This window comes from Leifsonia sp. NPDC058194 (assembly GCF_042883605.1).
Classification (GTDB): domain Bacteria; phylum Actinomycetota; class Actinomycetes; order Actinomycetales; family Microbacteriaceae; genus Leifsonia.
Genome location: NZ_JBHVVL010000002.1, coordinates 148764 through 166930, shown reverse-complemented (window position 1 = coordinate 166930; position 18167 = coordinate 148764). Strand labels below are relative to the sequence as shown.

The following is an 18167-nucleotide window of genomic DNA, read 5'->3' as shown; positions in this document are numbered from 1 at the left end:
CCGGCCGGAGACCGGCACCGGAGGGGGATCCCGAGTTTCGCACCCGGATCTCCTCCGATAGCCGCTCGGCCGTCGAGGCGTGCGGCTCGGTGACGCGTTAGCGCGCGGTCAGGCGGACTTGAGGAGGGCGTCCTCGAGGGCCACCCAGGGCAGCATGGCGCACTTGATGCGCGTGACGTACTTCGAGACGCCCGCCAGGGCGACCGCGTCGCCGAGCAGCTCGTCGTCGCCCTCGAGCGCGCCCTTGGACTGCATGAGCTCGCGGAACGCGGCCACCGCCGTCCCGAGCTGCTCGCGGTCGACGTCGTCCACGAGGTCGCTCAGGAGGGACGCCGACGCGGTCGAGATCGAGCAGCCGTGGCCCTCCCAGCTGATCGCGGCGATGCGGCCGTCGGCGCCGGGATGCACGCCGACCGTCACCTCGTCGCCACAGGTGGGGTTGAGCTGGTGCGAGCTCGCCGCGGCGTCGTCGCGCAGGCCGTAGCCGTGCTTCTCGCGCGCGTGATCGAGGATCACCTGCTGGTAGAGGTTCTGCAGATCGCTGGAGGTCATGCGGCCACTCCGAAGAAGGCGCGGGCATCGGCGACGGCGGCGACGGCCGCATCCACCTCGTCCGCGGTGTTGTACAGGTAGGTGCTGATACGCGTGCTCGCGGTGGCGCCGAAACGCCGGTGCACGGGCTGGGCGCAGTGGTGGCCGACGCGCACGGCGATTCCGCGGTCGTCGAGGAACTGCCCGACGTCGTGCGAGTGGATGCCCTCGACGACGAAGCTGGCGAGGCCGACGCGCGGGGTGCCGGCACCGGGGCCGAGCACCCGCACCCCGGGGATCTCGCCGAGTGCTGCGAGCATGCGGCCGCCGAGGGCCTCCTCGTGCTCGGCGATGGCCGCCATGCCGACCGCATCGAGGTAGTCGACGGCCGCGGCGAGCGCCACCGCCTGCGAGACCCGCTGCGTGCCGGCCTCGAAGCGCTGCGGCGCCGGGAGGTACTCGGCGCTCTCGAGCGTGACGGTCGTGATCATGGAGCCGCCGGTGAGGAACGGCGGGAGGGCGTCGAGCAGGCCGGCGCGCCCGTAGAGCGCCCCGACTCCGGTCGGGCCGAGCATCTTGTGGCCCGAGAACACGGCGAAGTCGACGTCGAGCGCGGCGACGTCGACGGGGAGGTGCGGGACGGACTGGCACGCGTCGAGGACGACGAGGGCGCCGTGCTCGTGGGCGAGGGCGACCAGCTCCTCCACCGGGGCGACGGCGCCGAGCACGTTGGAGACGTGGGCGAATGCGACGACGCGCGTGCGCGGGCCGATCAGCTCGGCGGCCTGGTCGAGGCGCAGGGTGCCGTCGTCGTGGAGGCCGATGATCCGGAGGGTCGCGCCGGTGCGGGCGGCGAGCTCCTGCCAGGGGATGAGGTTGGCGTGGTGCTCGGCCTCGGTCGCGACGATCTCGTCGCCCGGGCCGAGCCGGAACCGCGCGGCTTCCGGGCCGCCACGGCCGAGGGAGGCGTTCGACATCCCGTACGCGATCAGGTTGAGCCCCTCGGTGGCGTTGGAGGTCCAGACCAGCTCGTCAGGGCGGGCGCCGATGAAGCGGGCCACCCGCTCGCGGGCCTGCTCGAACAGCTCGGTGGCCTCGCCGGCGACCGTGTGGGCGCCGCGGTGGACCGCCGACGTGTACGTCTCGGCGAACGCGCGTTCGGCGTCGAGCACCTGCCGCGGCTTCTGGGAGGTGGCCCCGGAGTCGAGGTAGACGAAGGGGTGGCCGATCACCTCGCGGGCGAGGATCGGGAAGTCCGCGCGCAGGCGGGCCGTGTCGAGGATGTCGGTGCGCATACGGTCCTCAACCATACAAGCGGCTCCTGCAATCCCGCCGTGCGTCATGCAACCCGCGTGACCCCGCGTGACGGGGGTTACGCCGCGTGTCGGCGGCCCTTGCCGACCCCCGGTGCCCGGCGGGTAGCGTCCTGCGCCATGAGCATCGCAACCGAGACCGACACCACCGCCTTCACTGCCGCGTGGACCGCCTGGCACGACGCGCACGAGACCGCGCGCGCCGACGCCCACGGGTTCCTCGCCGTCACCTCCCTCCGCTGGCTGGCAGCGGAGCCCGAGCGTTTCGACGACGTGCCCGGCGCCTGGTCGACGGGCGAGGACGGCCCGGTCGTCCTGCTGGGCGAGGGCGAGGAGCTCATCGTCGACGGAGCACCGGTGACCGGCCGGTACGCGTTCGGCCCGATCGCCGAGCGGGATCAGCGGACCGCGGCGTTCGGCGACGCCGTCGTCGAAGTCGCCCGCCGCGGCGGTTCCGACATCGTGCGGCCCCGCCACCCCGACGCCGCGCTGCGGACCTCGTACGCGGGCACCCCGACGTACGCGCCGGACGAGCGCTGGGCGGTCGCCGGCCGCTTCGAGCCGTTCGACGAGCCCCGGGAGGTGACGGTCGGCTCGGCCGCCGAGGGCCTCGAGCATGTGTACGCCGCTCCCGGCGAGGTCGTGTTCGAGCACGACGGCGCCGAGCACCGCCTGATCGCCTTCGACGGCCGCACCCCCGGCTCCCTGCTGGTGCTGTTCCTGGACGCGACGAGCGGCGTGACCACGTACGCCGCGAACCGGTCGCTCGGTGTGGCCGCACCCGCTGCGGACGGCTCCGTCGTGCTCGACTTCACCCGCGCGGTCAACCTGCCGTGCGCGTACACCGACTTCGCGACCTGCCCGCTGCCGCCCGCCGGCAACCGGCTCCCCTTCGCGGTGACGGCCGGCGAGCGCATCCCGGTCGAGCGCGGCGGAGAGCGGGCCGACGCATGACCGGCCTCGTCCTCGGTGTCGAGCTGGACGGCGACGGGGCGCATCCCGCCGCCTGGCGCGCATCGGCGCACACCCCGGCCGAGCTGGTGACGGGGCGCGTCGTCGCCGACCGTGCGCAGCTCGCCGAGCGCGCGGGTTTCGCCTTCGCCACCTTCGACGACGCCCCGGTCGCGCCGGCCGACGCCGCCGGACCGCAGGCGCGGCTCGACGCGGTGCTGCGCGCGGCGTATGTCGCCCCGCTCACCTCAGCGCTCGGGATCGTCCCGACCGTGCACGGCGTCTACGGAGAGCCGTTCCACATCGGCACCCAGCTGGCGAGCCTCGATTACGCCTCGCACGGCCGGGGAGGCTGGCTGGTCGCGGCCGACGCCGATGCGCGTGCCGCCGCCGCCTTCGGCCGTCCCGCGGTGCCGTCGTCGACGGCAGCCGACCGTGCGGCCGACGCCGTCGAGGTCTCGCGACGGCTCTGGCTCTCGTGGGAGCCCGACGCGGTCATCGCGGACGTCCCGACCGGACGGTACTTGGACCGCGAACGAGTGCGCCACATCCACTTCGACGGCGACGACTACCGGGTGATCGGTCCGTCGATCGTCCCCCGGCCGCCGCAGGGCCTCCTGCCGGTGTTCGGGTCAGCCGCACTGGCCGAGCGCATCGACCTCGACGTCGCACTGTTCGACGTCGTGTCCGGGGATCCCGACGAGCTCGTCTCGGCAGCCTCCGCCCTCGCCTCCACCCTGCGTTCCCGCGGCACGGGCCTCGCGGTGCTGGACCTCGAGGTCGCCCTCGACGCCGCCGGCGTCCCCGCGGCCTCCCGCGTCGCCGCCCTCGACGCGCACGCGCCGTGGGCACGGACACGCGCGCGCTTCACCGGCGCCGCTCCCGCCCTCGTCGAGCTCCTCGCGGCGCTCGCCACCGTCGTCGACGGCGTCCGCCTCCATCCGGCCGTGCTCGACGTCGATCTGGAGGAGCTCGGCCGCGCCGTCGTCCCCGCCCTGCGCGCGCGCATCCCCGTCGCGACGCCGCGGGCGGGCGACACCCTCCGCACCACCCTGGGACTCCCGGAGGCCGCCCGCCTCCCCGGATCCGCCGACCGACTCGAGGAGTCAGCATGACCGCGCCCACCGTCCTCCGCTTCGGCGTGTTCTTCCAGGGCGTCAACTTCAGCACCGTGTGGTCGGACCCGGCGAGCGGGTCGCAGATCGACTTCGAGAGCTTCCGCCGCGTGGCGCAGACCGCCGAGCGCGGGCTCTTCTCCGCCTTCTTCCTCGGCGAGGGGCTCCGGCTGCGCGAGCACCTGGGACGACTGCATCAGCTCGACGTCGCGGGCCGGCCGGACGCGCAGACGCAGCTGGCCGCCCTGGCGGCCGTGACCGAGCGGATCGGGCTCGTCGCCACGCAGAACACGACCTACAACGACCCGTTCGACCTGGCGCATCGTCTGAACAGCCTGGACCTGCTGTCGGGAGGCCGCGCGGCCTGGAACATCGTGACGACGGACAACGCGTGGACCGGCGCGAACTTCCGTCGCGGCGGCTACCTCGATCATGCCGACCGGTACACGCACGCCGAAGCGGTCGTCGTCGCCGCCAAGGCACTGTGGGACGCGTGGGACGCCGAGATCGCGGAGTCCCCCGACGCCGCGACCTGGTCGCACCACGGACCGTCCGGTCACACCTCGGCCACGGTCACGGCCCAGACCGCGCACTACGCCGCCGAGGCCGCCACGCGCCTCCCCCGCAGTCCACAGGGCCACCCGGTGCTGTTCCAGGCCGGGGACTCCCCCGACGGCCGGGACTTCGCCGCACGGCAGGCCGACGTCATCTTCTCCGCGCACAGCGCCTTCGACGCGGCGGAGGCCTTCGCCGCCGACATCCGGCAGCGCACCCTGAAGGCCGGCCGGCCCGCGAACGACCTGAAGATCTTCCCCGGTCAGGAGTTCGTGATCGCGGACACCGACGCCGAGGCGGAGGAGAAGGCGCGCTGGCTGCGCCGCGCCCAGATCTCCCCGCAGACGGCGATCGCCTTCATCGAGAACATCTGGGGCACCGACCTCTCCGCGCTCGATCCGGACGGACCGCTGCCCGCGTTCGACCCGGTGCAGGAGACGACGGGCGAGACGCGCGGGACCGCCTTCCGCGCGGCGCAGGCGAAGACGACGGCCGACGCCTGGCGCGAACGGTCGGAGGCCGAGGGGCTCTCCATCCGCGACCTCGTCATCGCGCTCAACTCGACGCGCGGCTTCGTCGGCAGCGCCGGCTCGGTCGCCGCGACCCTCCAGCGCTACGCGGATGCGGGCATCGTCGACGGGTTCAACATCACGCCCTGGCTGATCCCCTCCGGTCTCGACGACATCGTCGACCTGCTCGTGCCCGAGCTCCAGGAGCGCGGCATCTACCCGACGGAGTACGCCGGGACCACCCTGCGGGAGAACCTGGGGCTCCGCCCGCCGCTGACCAGGCGCGAGAGGGCCGCCCAGAGCGCCTGAGGCCGGACTGCCACGGGGCGTGCCGCTCGGTAGGCTGTGTGAATGGTCGAACGCACGAACGGCTCCCCCTGGTTCTTCATCGCCGGCATCGCGCTCATCGCCCTCGGCCTGGCCGTGCCGCTCCTGGTCGACGCGGCTCTCGGGCAGGTTCAGTGGCTCGTCCGCGGCGCCGGGGTGCTCGTCGCGATCGGCGGCGCCGTGCTCCTGGGGTTCGGCATCCGCAGGCGCCACGGCCGCTGACCGCGAGGCGCGCATCCCGTCGGGCTCTCCCGCCCTGCTGGACAGGCCGGAGGCCGGGGCGTACCGTCGCGTCGTGCGCTCTCGCTTGCCGGTTCTCACGACAGTCGCGGCCCTCGCCCTTCTGCCGCTCGTCGCCGCGACTCCGGCCTCCGCCGCGACCACCGGCCTGTGGGCGGGATGGGGCACCACGAGCCCGACCGCGTACACCGTGCAGGTCGCGAACACCCCGCCGATGACGGCGACGGTCGCCACCGACTCCCGGACCGGGCAGATCGGTGTCATCTCGGGCGCCTCGACCTGGCTGGGGCAGGGCACACCGGTCGGTGCGAAGTACGGGTCCAGCCAGGGCCGTTCCTATCTCAACCTGCGGCCCAAGGCCGACAACGCGGCCTCGCCCTCGACGACCACCTACTCGTTCGCCGAGCCGACCCCGACCTCGGGATGGACGTTCGTGCTCGGCGACATCGACGCCGACAAGGTGCAGGTCCGTGCCGTCGGCCCGGACGGCACCGCCCTGACCGCCGCGCAGCTCGGCTTCAACGGCGGGTTCAACTACTGCGCCCCGGGGGTCGCCGGCAAGCCTTCGTGCACGGGATCCGCGACCGACATCCCGTCGTGGGACGCCGGGACGCAGACGCTCACCGGCAACCCGACCGCCACCGACACCAACGGAGCCGCCGGCTGGTTCGAACCGAACACCCCGATCTCGGCCCTGACGTTCGTCTACACCCAGCGCTCGGGATTCCCCGTCTATCAGACGTGGTTCGCCTCCCTCGCCCGGGACATCACCGGAACGGTGTCGACGACGGACGCGAGCAGCCCCGCGGGCGCGACCCTGACGCTGACCGACGCGAACGGAACCGTCGTCGGCACCACCACGTCCGGGCCCGACGGCTCCTACGCGTTCCCGGGGGTGCAGGCGACCTCCGGGTACACCGTGTCGATCACACCTCCCTCGGGATGGATCGCGGACACCCCGCTGTCGCGGCCCGCCGACCTCTCGGCGACCGACGCGGTCGCCGACTTCGCCATGCACGTGATCGTGCCGGTGGCGATCGGAGGCACGGTGCGCGACACCGGCGGCAACCCGGTACCCGGAGCGACCGTCCAGCTCGCGCCCGGCGTCACGACGATCACCGGCCCGGACGGCGGGTACCTGTTCGACCACGCCGCGGTCGGCCCGTACACGGTGGAGGTGACCGGCGTCCCGGCCGGATACACCGTCGTCACGCCCGGGCAACCCGTCACCGTCCCGCCGGGGTCGGAGACGCCGATCATGGGAGTCGACTTCACCGTCCGCGAGAATCCGAGCCTCGGCGGGACGGTCACCGATGCGGCCGGACCCGTCGCGGGCGTCGTGATCAGCGCGACCGGGCCGGACGGCACCGTCAGCACGGTCACGGGCGCGGACGGCACCTACTCGCTGCCGAAGGTCGGCCCCGGGGCGTACACGGTGACCGTCGCCGCACCCGAGGGATACCTCGTCAGCGGGCCCGCGGAACGCGACGCGACCGTGGCGGCGACCGACGTCACCGGAGTGGACTTCGCCCTCGCCAAGACCGGATCGCTCGCCGGGGCCGTGACGGCCGGGACCGGCCCTGTCGCCGGAGCCGCCGTCGCGATCGCCGGACCGGACGGCACAGCGACCATCACGACCGCCGGAGACGGGACCTACGGCCTGGGCGACCTCCCGCCGGGCGACTATACGATCACCCTCACCCTGCCGGACGGCTACACGGCGGCAGGCCCGCTCACGCGGGCCGTCACGATCACCGACGCGGGCGACGCCGTGACCGGCCAGGACTTCGCGGTCACGGCCGTCCCCGTCGCACCGACACCGCCGGCGGGAGGGACGGACGGCGTCTCCTCGGCCTCCGACGGGTCGACGACGGACCGACTGGCGGACACCGGCTCGGCGGGCGGCGCCCCGCTCGCGGCCGCTGCCGCCCTCCTCGGTCTCGGCGGAGCCGCACTGCTGCTCGGCACCCGGCGGTCGCGACGGATCCGTTCCGGCCGCGGCTGACGGCCGCCGATCTCAGCCCGTTAGGACCTCACTCCCAGATCGGGCGCGCGCGACCCGCGGCGGCCCGGATGAGCCCCCCGGACAGCTCCCTGGTCCCTTCGGTCAGACCGAATGCCGGCCACTCCCAGGCCAGCGTCAGAGGCCCCTCGGGCGGCAGCGGCCAGAGCCAGAGGTCGCCCGCGAATATCTGCGTGTCGTCACTGCCGCCACCGCTCCAATTCGCCATGCCGAGGACGTGCCGGTCGGGTTCGGAGAGCTCGCCGGGCAGCCACCACGAGTCGCCGTCGGCCACGAGCCTCTCGCCGTCGGCCAGCTGCACCCCGAGACGCAAGGAGCCCAGTTCCTGCTCGCCCGGCAGGCGCGGACCGCCGACCCGCCGCACGAGCGATGCCCAGGCGGCGTCGTCCTCGTCGAGCCGGCGCAGCCTCCACTCGACCAGGAACAGGGCGCCGTCGGAATAGGCGCGCACCCCGCAGAGCAGCAGGGCCAGGTTCTCCGTCGTGGCGAGCACGGCCGTCTCGCCCAGCGCATGCGGCAGCTCGTCCTCGGGCGGGCGCGACCACCGCGGGGAGCGGTCCCGCTGCGCGCCGCGGCGGTCCGCAGAGCGCTGCTCGCGCTCGGGGAAGAACCTCATGAACACCCCCATCCGTCCGCCGCTCGGGTGCAGGGACGGACCGTGTGGGGCCACACTACCCGCGCAGCGCAGCCTGCGGGAGAGGGACCCGGCCACCGGCTCTGGTGGTGGCGCGGGAGGCTGCCTAGACTCGGCCGTGATCGCTCCGCGCGCCCCTGCGCGCGAGGAAGGAGCCTCCCATGCCCACCGTCTCCTCGGCCGACGGCACGACGATCGCGTACGAGACCGTCGGCTCCGGACCGACGATCGTGCTCGTCGACGGAGCCTCCGCCTACCGTGCGGGTGGCCGCTCTCGCGAGATCGCGGCCGCCCTCGCCGGGCGCCTCACCGTCGTCGTCTACGACCGGCGCGGCCGCGGGGAGAGCGGCGACACGCTGCCGTTCGCGGTCGAGCGCGAGATCGAGGACATCGCAGCACTGATCGACGCGGAGGGCGGTTCGGCGGCCGTCGTCGGGTTCTCGTCGGGCGGGGCGCTCGCCCTCACCGCGGCCGCCGCGCTCGGCGCCGACACCGTCACCCGACTGGCGGTGTACGAGCCGCCGTACCTGCCGGAGGAGGCCCAGGCTCCGGCGCTGGCCTACACCGCCGCACTCGGCGACGCCCTCGCTCGCGGGGATCGGGACGCAGCGGTCGAGCTGTTCTTCCGCCGGGTGGGCGTTCCCGAGGAGCAGCTCCCCGGCCTCCGGCAGTCGCCCCACTGGCCGGCGACCACCGCGCTCGCGCCGACGCTGGCGTACGACGACGCGGCCCTCGGCGACTCGCTCGTGCCCGACGAGATCGTCGCGGCCCTCCGCGTGCCGGTGCTCGGGATCGCCGGCGCCGCCAGCCCGGCGTTCCTGCACTACGGGGCGCACACGATCGCCGCCGAGGCGGCCGACGGGCAGTACGTCGCGCTCCCCGACCAGACCCATGACGTGCAGCCCGACGCGAACGGCCCGGTGCTGACGCAGTTCGTCAGTGGATCGGCCTGACAGTGGATCGGCCTGACAGGGATGGCCTGACGGGGCCCGGGGCCGCGGCCGGCTCTGCCAGGATCGGAGCATGACCCTCTACCGCGCCCGTCGCGCCACGACCGAGACGTACGAGCTCGCGGAGGGGCCCGTCTGGGACGGCCCGCGCGACCGGCTGCTGTGGGTGGACATCCTCGCCGGGACGGTGCTCACCGGGCGCCTCGACGGCGACGGCATCACGGTCACGGGCAGTCGCGCGTTCGCCGGCCCCGTCGGGGCGGTGCTGCCCGTGCAGGACGGCCGTCTGGCGGTCGTCGCGCGCGACCGCATCCTGCTGGCCCCGGGCGGGGCAGACGACGGGACGGACGACGGCGCGCACGCCGGCGTCGAGCAGGGCGCGCTGGTGGTGCCGGCCGGCGTCGCCAGCCGCACGAACGACGCCGCCGTGGACCCCGCCGGCCGACTCCTCGTCGGAACGCACCCCTTCGACGGCGGAGAGGGGCCGGAGTCTCTCGTCCAGGTCGACGGCAGGCAGGTCCGTGTGCTCGACAACGACCTGCTGCTGTCGAACGGACTCTGCTGGTCGCCGGACGGCCGGACGCTGTACTCCGTGGACACCCTCACCTCGACCGTCTGGGCGCGCGACTACGACGTCGGCACCGGCGCGACCAGTCAGCGCCGAGCGCACCTCACCGGTCGCGAGCTGGTGGGCGGGATGCCCGACGGGATGTGCGCCGACGCCGACGGGCTGCTCTGGATCGCCTTCTGGGGCGCCGGGGAGGTGCGCCGCTACGACGCCTCCGGAAACGTCGTCGACACGGTCGCCGTCGACGCACCCCACACCTCCAGCCTGACCTTCGCCGGGCCGGAGCTGCGCACACTCGTGATCACGACGGCGCGAGAGGGGCTCGATGCCGCCGAGCTCGCCGGCTCCCCCGCCTCGGGCGCCCTGTTCACCGTCGAGGTGGAGGCCCGCGGCCTCCCGCAGCCCGAGTACCGCGCCGGCTAGCGGACCGCGCGCCGCACCGGGCTGCGCTGCTCCCCGAGTCCTTCGATCGCGACGCGGACCGTGTTCCCCTCCACCAGGTACGGGAAGCGCCCCGAGAGCGCGACGCCCTGGGGGGTGCCGGTGCTCACGATGTCGCCGGGCTCCAGCACGAGGTGCTGGCTGAGGTCGCGGATGAGCGCCGCGACACCGAAGATCAGGTCGGCGGTCGACGAGTCCTGTCGCGGTGCGTCGTCGACCCAGGACGAGAGACGCAGACGAGTGTGGTCGACCTCGTCAGGGGTGACCAGCTCGGGACCGAACGGGTTGAACGTCTCTGCGCTCTTGCCCTTCGACCACTGGCCGCCCGAGACGTCGAGCTGCCAGGCCCGCTCGGAGACGTCGTTCGAGACGGCGAAGCCGGCGATGCACGCCTCCGCCTGCTCGTCGGTGTCGAGGTAGCGCGCCCGGCGGCCGATCACGACGGCGAGTTCGACCTCCCAGTCGACCTTCTCCGCCCCCGGCGGCAGGAGGATCTCGTCGTTCGGGCCGACCAGCGTGTTCGGGTGCTTGAAGAAGACGATCGGGTGCTCCGGCGGCGCCGCGCCCGACTCGGCCGCGTGGGCGGCGTAGTTCTGGCCGATGCACACGATCGCGGCGGGACGCGTCACCGGCGGTCCGATGCGCAGCGCAGCGGCCCCGGGAGCCGCCTCGGGCAGCTCACGGGCTTGGAGCGCGACCATGGTCCGTGCCACGCCGTCCGACGCGAAGAATGCCGGGTCGATGTCGGGAGCGATGAGGTCGAGCTCGTAGAGCCGACCCTCGGAGCGGACGAACGGACGTTCGGCCCCGGCGGGGCCCAGGCGCAGGAATCGCATCGGAGGTCCCTTCAGTCTGCCGCGACCGCGGCCCTGTTGACGACGGCGGGCACGGGTCGCCCCGCCCGGTGGTCGATGACGTTGTCCGCCGCGTGGAGCGGCAGGTCGAGGAGAGCCTGCGGCGAGTACCACGCGGCGTGGGGGGTGAGCAGCACGCTCTCCAGGCCCCGGAGCCTGCTCGACGCGGGCAGCGGCTCGTTCTCGAACACGTCGATCGCCGCACCCGCCAGTCGTCCCGCCTCCAGGGCATCGGCGAGCGCCACCTCGTCGACGAGCGGCCCGCGGCACGTGTTGACGATCACGGCGCTCGGCTTCATCGTGCCGATCGCCGCGGCGTCGACGAGGTGCCGGGTCGCTTCGGTGAGCGGCGCGTGCACGGTCAGCACGTCCGCGCGCGCGATCGCGTCGGCCAGCGGAGCGGGCTCGAGCCCGTCGGCGAGGATGTCCGCATCGGGCACCAGGGGGTCTGCGACCACGACATGGAAGCCGAGTGCGGCGCAGCGCCGTGCGACCAGCGAACCGATACGGCCGTAGCCGATGACGGACACGGTCGTCGCCGCCGGACGGAAGCCCATGGGCCGCGCATCCACCGCCGACCACTCGCCCGCCCGCACCGCTCGGTCGTACCCGACCAGCCCGCGGCCGAGCGCGAGGATCATGGCCAGTGTGTGCGTCGCGACCTCGTCGAGGCAGTAGGCGGGGGTGTTGGCGACCAGGATGCCGCGCTCGGTCGCCGCCTCGACATCGATCATGTCGTAGCCGATCCCGAGTCTGCTGATGAACCGGAGGTTCGGGAGGAGGTCGAGCAGGTCGGCCGTGATCGGCGCCCACTGCACGATGAGCGCGGACGCGTCGGCCGCGGCGGCGACGATGTCCGCGGCCGACGCCGAGGCCGCCCGCCGCACGCGCAGGCCGGCGGCGGTCAGGGCGTCGTCGGCGGCGGTGCCGGGCAGATCGCAGTCGGTGATCACAACGAGATCGGAAGTCATGCCCAAAACGCTATAGCATCTAGCGTTTTCAGGCCAGTCGGCTGGCCCTGCGACCCCTGGTTGCTATAGCGTTTTCCCATGACACTCCGTCGCAGCCTCATCACCGGCTCCAGCTCCGGCATCGGATCCGCCACCGCCGTGGAACTCGCCTCCGCCGGGAACGCCGTCTGGCTCACCTTCACATCCGGCGGACCCGCCGCCGAGCGCGTCGCCGCCGAATGCCGGGCCGCCGGCGCCCCGGACGTCCGCGTCAGCCGGCTCGACCTCCGTTCGCCGGAGTCCGTCACCGAGCTGATCGACGAGGTCGCGGCCGAGTGGGGCGAACTCCACGTGCTCGTCAACAACGGCGGCGTCTGCCCCTACCGCCCCTACGAGGACATCGAGCTCGACGAATGGGACTCCGTGATGGAGACCAACGTGCGCGGCACGTTCCTGCTCACCCGCGGGATGCTGCCCCTGCTGCGCGCCGCGTCGGGCGACCGCAGCGTGATCAACCTCTCGTCCATCGCGGGCCAGCTCGGAGCACTCCAGACCGGCATGCACTACGCGGCGAGCAAAGGCGCCCTGCTCGCTCTGACCCGCAGCTTCGCCCGGCATCTCGCCGTCGAAGGCATCCGGGTCAACGCCGTCACGCCCGGACCGGTGACGAGCGCGATCACCGATCAGCTGAGCACGGAGGGCCACGACGCGCTCGAGTCGTCCATCCCACTGGGCCGATTCGGGGCGCCGGCCGATGTCGCCTGGACGATCGCGTCACTCGCGTCCCCGCGCGCCGGCTTCGTCACCGGCGCGACCTACGACGTCAACGGCGGCGTCCGGATCGACTGACGGCGCCCCGTCCCCTCGCCCACCCATCCCCGGAGGACCCCCATGACCGCATTGGACGCACTCCGCGTCGTCACCGAGCAGGTCGACGCATTCAACGCGCACGACCTCGAGGCCTTCGTCGCCACCTATTCCGAGGACGCCGTCGTGACCGGCGTCGGCGCTGCTCCCTTGACCGGACGGGACGCCATCCGGGCGTTCTACGCCGACCGCCTCGACCATCCGGCGTTGAGCTGCACCATCGCCGCCCACACGCTCTTCGGCGAACGGTGGGTGATCGCCCAGGAGCACGTGGTCCGCGACGGCGTCGCGACCGAGACGATCGCGACCTTCGACGTGCGCGACGGTCTGATCCGGCGCGCGTCGATGGTCAAGGCCTGAGCCGCCGGGCGGTGACGCCGAGGCGGCGACGGCGAGCTCAGCGATCGAGCCCGTAGCGCTCCGCCAGGTCGGGGTCGGGCTCCGGGCGGCCGAAGGCCGACGTCCACGCGCCGTCCACCGCGATCGACTGCCCGCTGATGTACGAGGATTCGTCGCCGAGCAGGTACGCCGTGAGGGAGGCGACCTCGGCGACCGTGGCGACGCGGCGCAGGGGCGGCCCCTCGGCGAGGCCGCGCTCCTCCGCCGCCGGGTCCGCGGCGTTCGCGATCTGGGCGTCGAGGTGCGGCGTGCGCACACCGCCCGGTGCGACGGTGTTCGCGCGGATGCCGAACGGGCCGTACGTCACCGCGACGCTGCGGGTCAGCGCGTCGATCCCGCCTTTGGTGAACTCGTACGCCGCGTGGTCCACGAAGCTGGCCCGGCCGTGGATGGAGCCCACGTTCACGATCGCGCCGCCGGACGCCTGACCGGTGAACGCGGTCACCGCGGCCGAGCAGCCCCAGAGGTAGCCGAGACCGTTCGTCTCGACGACCCGTCGCACCTCGTCCTCGTCGAGGGCGTGCAGCGGTGTGCGGACGGTGATGCCGGCGTTGTTGACCCAGCCGGCGAGCGGGGCGAGCTCCATGGCCCGGTCGGCCGCCCGCGTGTGGACGTCGCGCTCGGCCGAGTCGCCGTGCACGACGGCGGCGCAGAATCCGGCGTCCACCGTGTCGGAGGGCGAGCGCTCGACCCCGACGACGATCCAGCCGTCCGCCGTGAGCCGCTCGGCGATGCCGCGGCCGATCCCCTTGCCGCTCCCGGTGACGACGACGCTGCGCGGCTGCGCTGCACCACTGTTCATGACGACCTCCCGAAGTCGAACGTACCGGGAGCGAAGCCGAAACCGAGTCCGGCGCCGGGAGGCGGCGTCGCGCGTCCTCCGGAGAACGCCGGGCCGCCCGTGACGAGCACGGGCGACGGATCGTACGGGTTCGGCAGCGGCCCGCGGGCGAACGTCTCGATCTGCACGCCCGGCAGGTGCACGCTGATCTCGGGGCCGATGTGGCACGAGACCGGCAGGCCCCGCTCCGCCGCCCAGGAGAGGAACGCCCGGGACGGGGTGATCCCGCCGAGGGCGACGACATCGAGCCGCGCCAGGTCGATGCCGCCGCCCTCGGCGAGGGCCTGCAGGACGGTGGGGTCGGTGACCTCGTCGCCGACCGCGACCGTCAGCCCGGTCTCCCGGCGGATGCGCGCACAGCCTGCGACGTCCTCCGGGAGCAGGGGGTCCTCCAGCCAGGCGAGCCGCGGACTCCCCCAGTCCGCGATCTCCTCGAGGGCTTCGTCGGCGTCGCGCCAGCCGAAGCCCACGTCGACCACGAGGCCGCAGTCGTCCGGGAGTTCCCGGTCGAGCTCGGCGAGCAGGGCGCGCATCAGCGCACGATCCGGCGAGCGGGAGATCTTCACCTGCGGCCAGCCGTCCCTCGCCTGGCCGACGACCTCCTCCACCAGGCTGTCCACGGTCCGGCCCGGCGTCGGGTAGGCGGCCACGAGCATGACCGGTCGCGGCGCGTCCCCGGAGCCGAGGAGGCTCCAGACCGGGACGCCTAGCCGACGCGCGTGCAGGTCCCACAGCGCGACGTCCACCAGTCCCAGCGCGCGACGCACCAGTCCGACCCGGCCGACGATCGCGCTGCCGCGGAACGCCCGCTCCCAGAGCGCCTCCGGGTCGAGGTCGCCCTCGAGCACGTGCGGCGCGATCAGCCGCTCCGCGATCTCCGCCATCGGCGCCTCGCGGGTGAGGCCGTAGGCGATGCCGGCCTCGCCGCCCTCCTCCACCCGGACCGCGACGAATTCGCGGCGCGTCACCGTCATGGCTCCGAGCTGGAGCGGGGCGGGCAGCGGCAGCGCGGTCGTCGCGGTGCGCAGCTCCCGCGTCACGGCTTCGGCACCGACGCGAGCGGCACGCCGTAGTCGACCATGAAGCCGCCGTCGGCGTACAGGGTCTGCCCGGCGAAGTAGCTCGCCTGGTCGGAGAGCAGGAACGACACCGTCGCGGCGATCTCGGCCGCCTGCGCGAGCCGCCCGGCCGGGATGCGGGCGAGGATCGTCTCCTCGCTCAGCGTCCCGGCCGCGACCCCCTGCCGGAAGACACCGGTGTCGACGTAGCCCGGCGCGACCGCGTTGACGCGCACGCCCCGGGCCGCCCACTCCGCGCCCGCCGTCGCGGTCAGACCGATCACCGCCGCCTTGGTCGAGGCGTAGGGCGCCCGGCCGGCCGAACCGCGGGACGAGATCGACGAGATGTTGACGATCCGCCCGCCGCCGGCCGCCAGCATGTGCCGGCCGGCGGCCTGGAGGCAGAGGAAGACGCCGTGCAGGTTCACGTCCACGACGGCCTTCCACTCGTCCCACGCGAGGTCCTCGATCGCGCGGTGGCGCTGGATGCCCGCGTTGTTGACCACGGCGTCCAGCCTCCCGAACTCGGCGACGACGCCGCCGAACACGGTCTCGACGTCCACCGGGTCGGTGACGTCGAGCCGCCTGTGCACGATCCCCGCCTCGGGCTCGGTCGCGGTCAGCCCCGGTACGAGGTCGGCGGCGACGACACGATAGCCGTCGGCCACGAGTCGTCTGCCGATCTCCCAGCCGATGCCGGCCGCACCTCCGGTGACGAGGGCGACGGGAGCGGGGGCGGCCGCTGCGGATGCGGATGCGGGCATGGGGGTTCCTTCCAGTGGTGCCGTGGCGCGGCGGTTCAGGCCGCGGTCGGAGCGGTGGTTCAGACGGTGAGGTTGCCGACGGTCACGACGCGTGCGGAGTCCGCGGGGAATCCGCTGCGCGTCACCGAGCTTTCCACGTTGACCGTGTGCAGCAGGGTCGACGTCCCGCCGAATCCACCGGACGTGAGCTCGAGCGCACCGCCCTCGAAGCGGCAGCCCGTGGCACGGTAGTGGTTCGAGCCGCCGGTGAGGGACACGTGCTTGCTGCCCGATTCGGAGCGGGCGAACGAGCTGTCCGCCAGCAGCAGGGTGAGCGCCTTGTCCCCGCCGCGACCGATCGCGGTCCCGCCCGCGCCGGTCACGACGCTGCCGGCGGTGACCTCGATGGTCTGCTCCGCCGTCCCGGCCGCCTGGATCGACACGTTGTCGAGCGTCGTCCCGGTGAACCGGGTGCGCGTCGAGGCCGTCTGCACCGCATCCGACCCGGCCGGGGCTCTGAGCGTCGACCCGCGGAACGTGACCTCGCCTGCGCCCAGGATCTTCATGCCGCCGACGTTCTCGAGCGTCGTGTTCTCGAAGGTCACCGGGACCTTCACACTCGCGTCCGTCAGGCTGCCCGGCGCGGCGAATCCGAACCAGGAGTCGCGGATCACGGTCGGCCGGGTGGAGGCCGTCGACGACTGGGTGATCACCAGGGTGCTGTCGGCCGTGCAGCCGGTGAGCCGGGCGCCGTCGGCGTTGATCCACAGCATCCCGGAGCCGGCCAGGCTCGGCTTGCCGATCACGCGCACGTCCTCGAGCGTGAGGTCGGTGATCTTCACCCGGGCGACGAACCAGGAGCAGACGTGCTTGCGCACGGTGATCCGCTTGGCCGCCGATCCCCACGCCGCACCGGAGTTGGCGAACGTCATCAGGCCCGAGTTGCCGGTGTAGGTGAGGTCGTGCTCGTACTGTCCGTGCGTGACGAAGGGGCCTTCGTCGTCCCCGTCGCCGTGGCAGTTCTCGACCATCGAGTACGCGCTCGCGGTGAAGTCGTTGAGGTGCCGGGCGTTGGAGGTGTGGCAGTTCGCCACGTAGCCGTACAGGCAGTAGATCTGCTGGGTCAGGTAGCCCGCGCCGCCGTAGGTGACGGATGTCGGATTCGAGAGGGTGCAGCCGATCGTCGAGTAGAAGGTGTTCCAGCGCCGCATGATCAGCGGCCAGAACGTCAGCGAGCCGACGATGTTCTCCACGTCGCAGCGCACCGCGAACTCGAACGCGATGGGGTGCGAGCCGGTGAACTGGTCGGTGCCCTTGCCGCGGAAGACGAGGTTGGCGATGCGGATGCCCTCGACCGGCTTGACTCGCGTCCACGTGATCGTGCGGCCCTTCGCCAGCGGCCACCCGTTCTTGTAGTCGACCCGGATGTGCGTGGCGTCGACGATCTGGGTCACCTGCACGAGCTTCTGCAGCTCGCGCTCCCAGCGCCCGCTGAGCGCGTTCACCTCGGCGGTGTACCAGGAGTCCACGGCGAACCATGACGAATCGGCCACCTCGAAGATGTCGCCGAGGTCGGGGATGGTCGCCGACAGCGTCGCGGTCTGCGTCTCGGACGACAGGACGCCCTGGAAGAACATCACCGCCGCGAACGGGTCGTCGTTCCCGGCGTTCTCGATGCCCTCGGTCGTCATCAGGTGGCCGCCGAAGTCGAGCTCGAGGTGCGAGCGGACCAGCTTGTGGCGCTTCACGAAATTAAGGTCGGTGTGTCCTTCGATCCGGGCGATGGAGGCGTCGCCGACCATCGCCTCCAGTGCGGCGTCGGCCGGGGCGTCCGGTCCCATGATCCCGAACTGGCGGAACTCGACCGTGCCCTGGTGCACGAGCAGCCACACAGTGCCGTTCTTGCCGGCCAGCACCGTCCCGCCGTTGGGCGTCTTGCCCTGGCCGGAGGCCCCGCGGTAGATCAGGCCGCCGGCGTCGCCCGGCTGGTGATATCCGGAGGCGATGGCGATCTCGCCGTCCTTCGCCTTGACCTTCGCCAGGTCGCCGACGACGCGCACCTGTCGGAGCGACCCGGAGGCGGCGGCGGTCGCCGGCACGGCGGCGGCAGTGGCGGGGTCCCCCGGGCCCAGGCCGCCGACGGCGGTCACGCCGCCGATGGCGGCGGCGCCGAGGCCGACGAGGAGGCCGCGACGACTGCCGGAGCGGGGCACGTCCGGAGTGGTCGCGGCGGCGTCGGCACGCCGGCCGACGCGGGTGCGGCGGGAGCCGGTGGGTGGAACCGAGGAGCTGGTCATG

Annotated in this window: 18 protein-coding genes; 9 read left to right on the top strand and 9 right to left on the bottom strand. The window is 73.3% G+C overall.

Translation table 11 applies throughout. The features are described 5' to 3' along the window. Positions 1–108 precede the first annotated feature (108 nt). Both sufU and ACFVU2_RS07545 read right to left on the bottom strand, forming a co-directional pair. Positions 109–552, bottom strand: coding sequence for a Fe-S cluster assembly sulfur transfer protein SufU (gene sufU, locus ACFVU2_RS07550; RefSeq protein ID WP_387872653.1), 444 nt, complete (start codon positions 550–552; stop codon positions 109–111). After that, entirely contained in the window at positions 549–1826 is a 1278-nt protein-coding gene (locus tag ACFVU2_RS07545) for a SufS family cysteine desulfurase (RefSeq protein WP_387874368.1), read from the bottom strand. Before ACFVU2_RS07545 ends, sufU begins: the two co-directional genes overlap by 4 nt. A gap of 138 nt (positions 1827–1964) precedes the next feature. Between ACFVU2_RS07545 and ACFVU2_RS07540 the strand changes: the two genes are divergently transcribed. The 5 genes from ACFVU2_RS07540 to ACFVU2_RS07520 all read left to right on the top strand — a co-directional run bounded on the left by ACFVU2_RS07540 (position 1965) and on the right by ACFVU2_RS07520 (position 7546). Further along, positions 1965–2798 carry a DUF1684 domain-containing protein gene (locus ACFVU2_RS07540; RefSeq protein WP_387872651.1) on the top strand — a complete coding sequence of 278 codons (834 nt, stop codon included), beginning with the start codon at positions 1965–1967 and terminating at the stop codon, positions 2796–2798. Then, on the top strand, positions 2795–3910 hold the full coding sequence (locus tag ACFVU2_RS07535; RefSeq protein ID WP_387872649.1) for an LLM class flavin-dependent oxidoreductase: 1116 nt from the start codon (positions 2795–2797) through the stop codon (positions 3908–3910). The genes ACFVU2_RS07540 and ACFVU2_RS07535 overlap by 4 nt, the downstream gene beginning before the upstream one ends. Then, positions 3907–5283: an NtaA/DmoA family FMN-dependent monooxygenase gene (locus tag ACFVU2_RS07530; RefSeq protein ID WP_387872647.1), complete on the top strand. Its 1377-nt coding sequence runs from the start codon at positions 3907–3909 to the stop codon at positions 5281–5283. The genes ACFVU2_RS07535 and ACFVU2_RS07530 overlap by 4 nt, the downstream gene beginning before the upstream one ends. A 42-nt stretch (positions 5284–5325) precedes the next feature. Continuing rightward, positions 5326–5523 (top strand): hypothetical protein, encoded by a 198-nt coding sequence (locus tag ACFVU2_RS07525; protein WP_387872646.1) that lies wholly within the window; start codon positions 5326–5328, stop codon positions 5521–5523. Between the two features lie 73 nt (positions 5524–5596). Continuing rightward, on the top strand, positions 5597–7546 hold the full coding sequence (locus ACFVU2_RS07520) for a collagen binding domain-containing protein (protein ID WP_387872644.1): 1950 nt from the start codon (positions 5597–5599) through the stop codon (positions 7544–7546). 28 nt (positions 7547–7574) lie between these two features. Here ACFVU2_RS07520 and ACFVU2_RS07515 read toward each other — a convergent pair whose 3' ends face one another. After that, a complete protein-coding gene (locus ACFVU2_RS07515) occupies positions 7575–8180 on the bottom strand; it encodes a hypothetical protein (protein WP_387872642.1) in 606 nt (201 codons plus the stop codon). Positions 8181–8359: 179 nt separating this feature from the next. Between ACFVU2_RS07515 and ACFVU2_RS07510 the strand changes: the two genes are divergently transcribed. Next, entirely contained in the window at positions 8360–9151 is a 792-nt protein-coding gene (locus ACFVU2_RS07510) for an alpha/beta fold hydrolase (RefSeq protein WP_387872641.1), read from the top strand. Between the two features lie 70 nt (positions 9152–9221). Further along, a complete protein-coding gene (locus ACFVU2_RS07505) occupies positions 9222–10139 on the top strand; it encodes an SMP-30/gluconolactonase/LRE family protein (RefSeq protein ID WP_387872639.1) in 918 nt (305 codons plus the stop codon). On the opposite strand, the gene ACFVU2_RS07500 is transcribed toward ACFVU2_RS07505, so the two are convergent. Together ACFVU2_RS07500 and ACFVU2_RS07495 are read right to left on the bottom strand one after the other, a co-directional pair. Next, complete coding sequence (locus ACFVU2_RS07500) at positions 10136–10993, bottom strand: fumarylacetoacetate hydrolase family protein (RefSeq protein ID WP_387872637.1); 858 nt, start codon at positions 10991–10993, stop codon at positions 10136–10138. The two genes, ACFVU2_RS07505 and ACFVU2_RS07500, sit on opposite strands and share 4 nt — an antisense overlap. Before the next feature lie 11 nt (positions 10994–11004). Beyond that, positions 11005–11982, bottom strand: a complete 978-nt coding sequence (locus tag ACFVU2_RS07495) for a C-terminal binding protein (protein ID WP_387872635.1) — start codon at positions 11980–11982, stop codon at positions 11005–11007. 78 nt (positions 11983–12060) lie between these two features. Here ACFVU2_RS07495 and ACFVU2_RS07490 point away from each other — a divergent pair, with 78 nt between their 5' ends. Both ACFVU2_RS07490 and ACFVU2_RS07485 read left to right on the top strand, forming a co-directional pair. After that, positions 12061–12810: an SDR family NAD(P)-dependent oxidoreductase gene (locus tag ACFVU2_RS07490; RefSeq protein ID WP_387872633.1), complete on the top strand. Its 750-nt coding sequence runs from the start codon at positions 12061–12063 to the stop codon at positions 12808–12810. 42 nt (positions 12811–12852) lie between these two features. Continuing rightward, positions 12853–13188 (top strand): nuclear transport factor 2 family protein, encoded by a 336-nt coding sequence (locus ACFVU2_RS07485; RefSeq protein WP_387872632.1) that lies wholly within the window; start codon positions 12853–12855, stop codon positions 13186–13188. Between the two features lie 37 nt (positions 13189–13225). On the opposite strand, the gene ACFVU2_RS07480 is transcribed toward ACFVU2_RS07485, so the two are convergent. From ACFVU2_RS07480 to ACFVU2_RS07465, 4 genes are read right to left on the bottom strand one after another with little or no spacing between them, the layout of a single operon-like run. Further along, complete coding sequence (locus ACFVU2_RS07480) at positions 13226–14029, bottom strand: SDR family NAD(P)-dependent oxidoreductase (RefSeq protein ID WP_387872631.1); 804 nt, start codon at positions 14027–14029, stop codon at positions 13226–13228. Next, positions 14026–15108 (bottom strand): enolase C-terminal domain-like protein, encoded by a 1083-nt coding sequence (locus ACFVU2_RS07475; protein ID WP_387872629.1) that lies wholly within the window; start codon positions 15106–15108, stop codon positions 14026–14028. The genes ACFVU2_RS07480 and ACFVU2_RS07475 overlap by 4 nt, the downstream gene beginning before the upstream one ends. Further along, positions 15105–15890 carry an SDR family NAD(P)-dependent oxidoreductase gene (locus tag ACFVU2_RS07470; RefSeq protein WP_387872628.1) on the bottom strand — a complete coding sequence of 262 codons (786 nt, stop codon included), beginning with the start codon at positions 15888–15890 and terminating at the stop codon, positions 15105–15107. Before ACFVU2_RS07470 ends, ACFVU2_RS07475 begins: the two co-directional genes overlap by 4 nt. A 59-nt stretch (positions 15891–15949) precedes the next feature. Then, positions 15950–18166 carry a peptidase C14 gene (locus tag ACFVU2_RS07465; protein ID WP_387872626.1) on the bottom strand — a complete coding sequence of 739 codons (2217 nt, stop codon included), beginning with the start codon at positions 18164–18166 and terminating at the stop codon, positions 15950–15952. Position 18167: the final 1 nt, after the last annotated feature.

Bases quoted from the DNA above. Each gene is read 5' to 3' on its own strand.
- sufU (WP_387872653.1), bottom strand. From the start codon at position 552: ATGACCTCCAGCGATCTGCAGAACCTCTACCAGCAGGTGATCCTCGAT.
- ACFVU2_RS07545 (WP_387874368.1), bottom strand. From the start codon at position 1,826: ATGCGCACCGACATCCTCGACACGGCCCGCCTGCGCGCGGACTTCCCG.
- ACFVU2_RS07540 (WP_387872651.1), top strand. From the start codon at position 1,965: ATGAGCATCGCAACCGAGACCGACACCACCGCCTTCACTGCCGCGTGG.
- ACFVU2_RS07535 (WP_387872649.1), top strand. From the start codon at position 2,795: ATGACCGGCCTCGTCCTCGGTGTCGAGCTGGACGGCGACGGGGCGCAT.
- ACFVU2_RS07530 (WP_387872647.1), top strand. From the start codon at position 3,907: ATGACCGCGCCCACCGTCCTCCGCTTCGGCGTGTTCTTCCAGGGCGTC.
- ACFVU2_RS07525 (WP_387872646.1), top strand. From the start codon at position 5,326: ATGGTCGAACGCACGAACGGCTCCCCCTGGTTCTTCATCGCCGGCATC.
- ACFVU2_RS07515 (WP_387872642.1), bottom strand. From the start codon at position 8,180: ATGAGGTTCTTCCCCGAGCGCGAGCAGCGCTCTGCGGACCGCCGCGGC.
- ACFVU2_RS07510 (WP_387872641.1), top strand. From the start codon at position 8,360: ATGCCCACCGTCTCCTCGGCCGACGGCACGACGATCGCGTACGAGACC.
- ACFVU2_RS07505 (WP_387872639.1), top strand. From the start codon at position 9,222: ATGACCCTCTACCGCGCCCGTCGCGCCACGACCGAGACGTACGAGCTC.
- ACFVU2_RS07500 (WP_387872637.1), bottom strand. From the start codon at position 10,993: ATGCGATTCCTGCGCCTGGGCCCCGCCGGGGCCGAACGTCCGTTCGTC.
- ACFVU2_RS07495 (WP_387872635.1), bottom strand. From the start codon at position 11,982: ATGACTTCCGATCTCGTTGTGATCACCGACTGCGATCTGCCCGGCACC.
- ACFVU2_RS07490 (WP_387872633.1), top strand. From the start codon at position 12,061: ATGACACTCCGTCGCAGCCTCATCACCGGCTCCAGCTCCGGCATCGGA.
- ACFVU2_RS07485 (WP_387872632.1), top strand. From the start codon at position 12,853: ATGACCGCATTGGACGCACTCCGCGTCGTCACCGAGCAGGTCGACGCA.
- ACFVU2_RS07480 (WP_387872631.1), bottom strand. From the start codon at position 14,029: ATGAACAGTGGTGCAGCGCAGCCGCGCAGCGTCGTCGTCACCGGGAGC.
- ACFVU2_RS07470 (WP_387872628.1), bottom strand. From the start codon at position 15,890: ATGCCCGCATCCGCATCCGCAGCGGCCGCCCCCGCTCCCGTCGCCCTC.
- ACFVU2_RS07465 (WP_387872626.1), bottom strand. From the start codon at position 18,166: ATGACCAGCTCCTCGGTTCCACCCACCGGCTCCCGCCGCACCCGCGTC.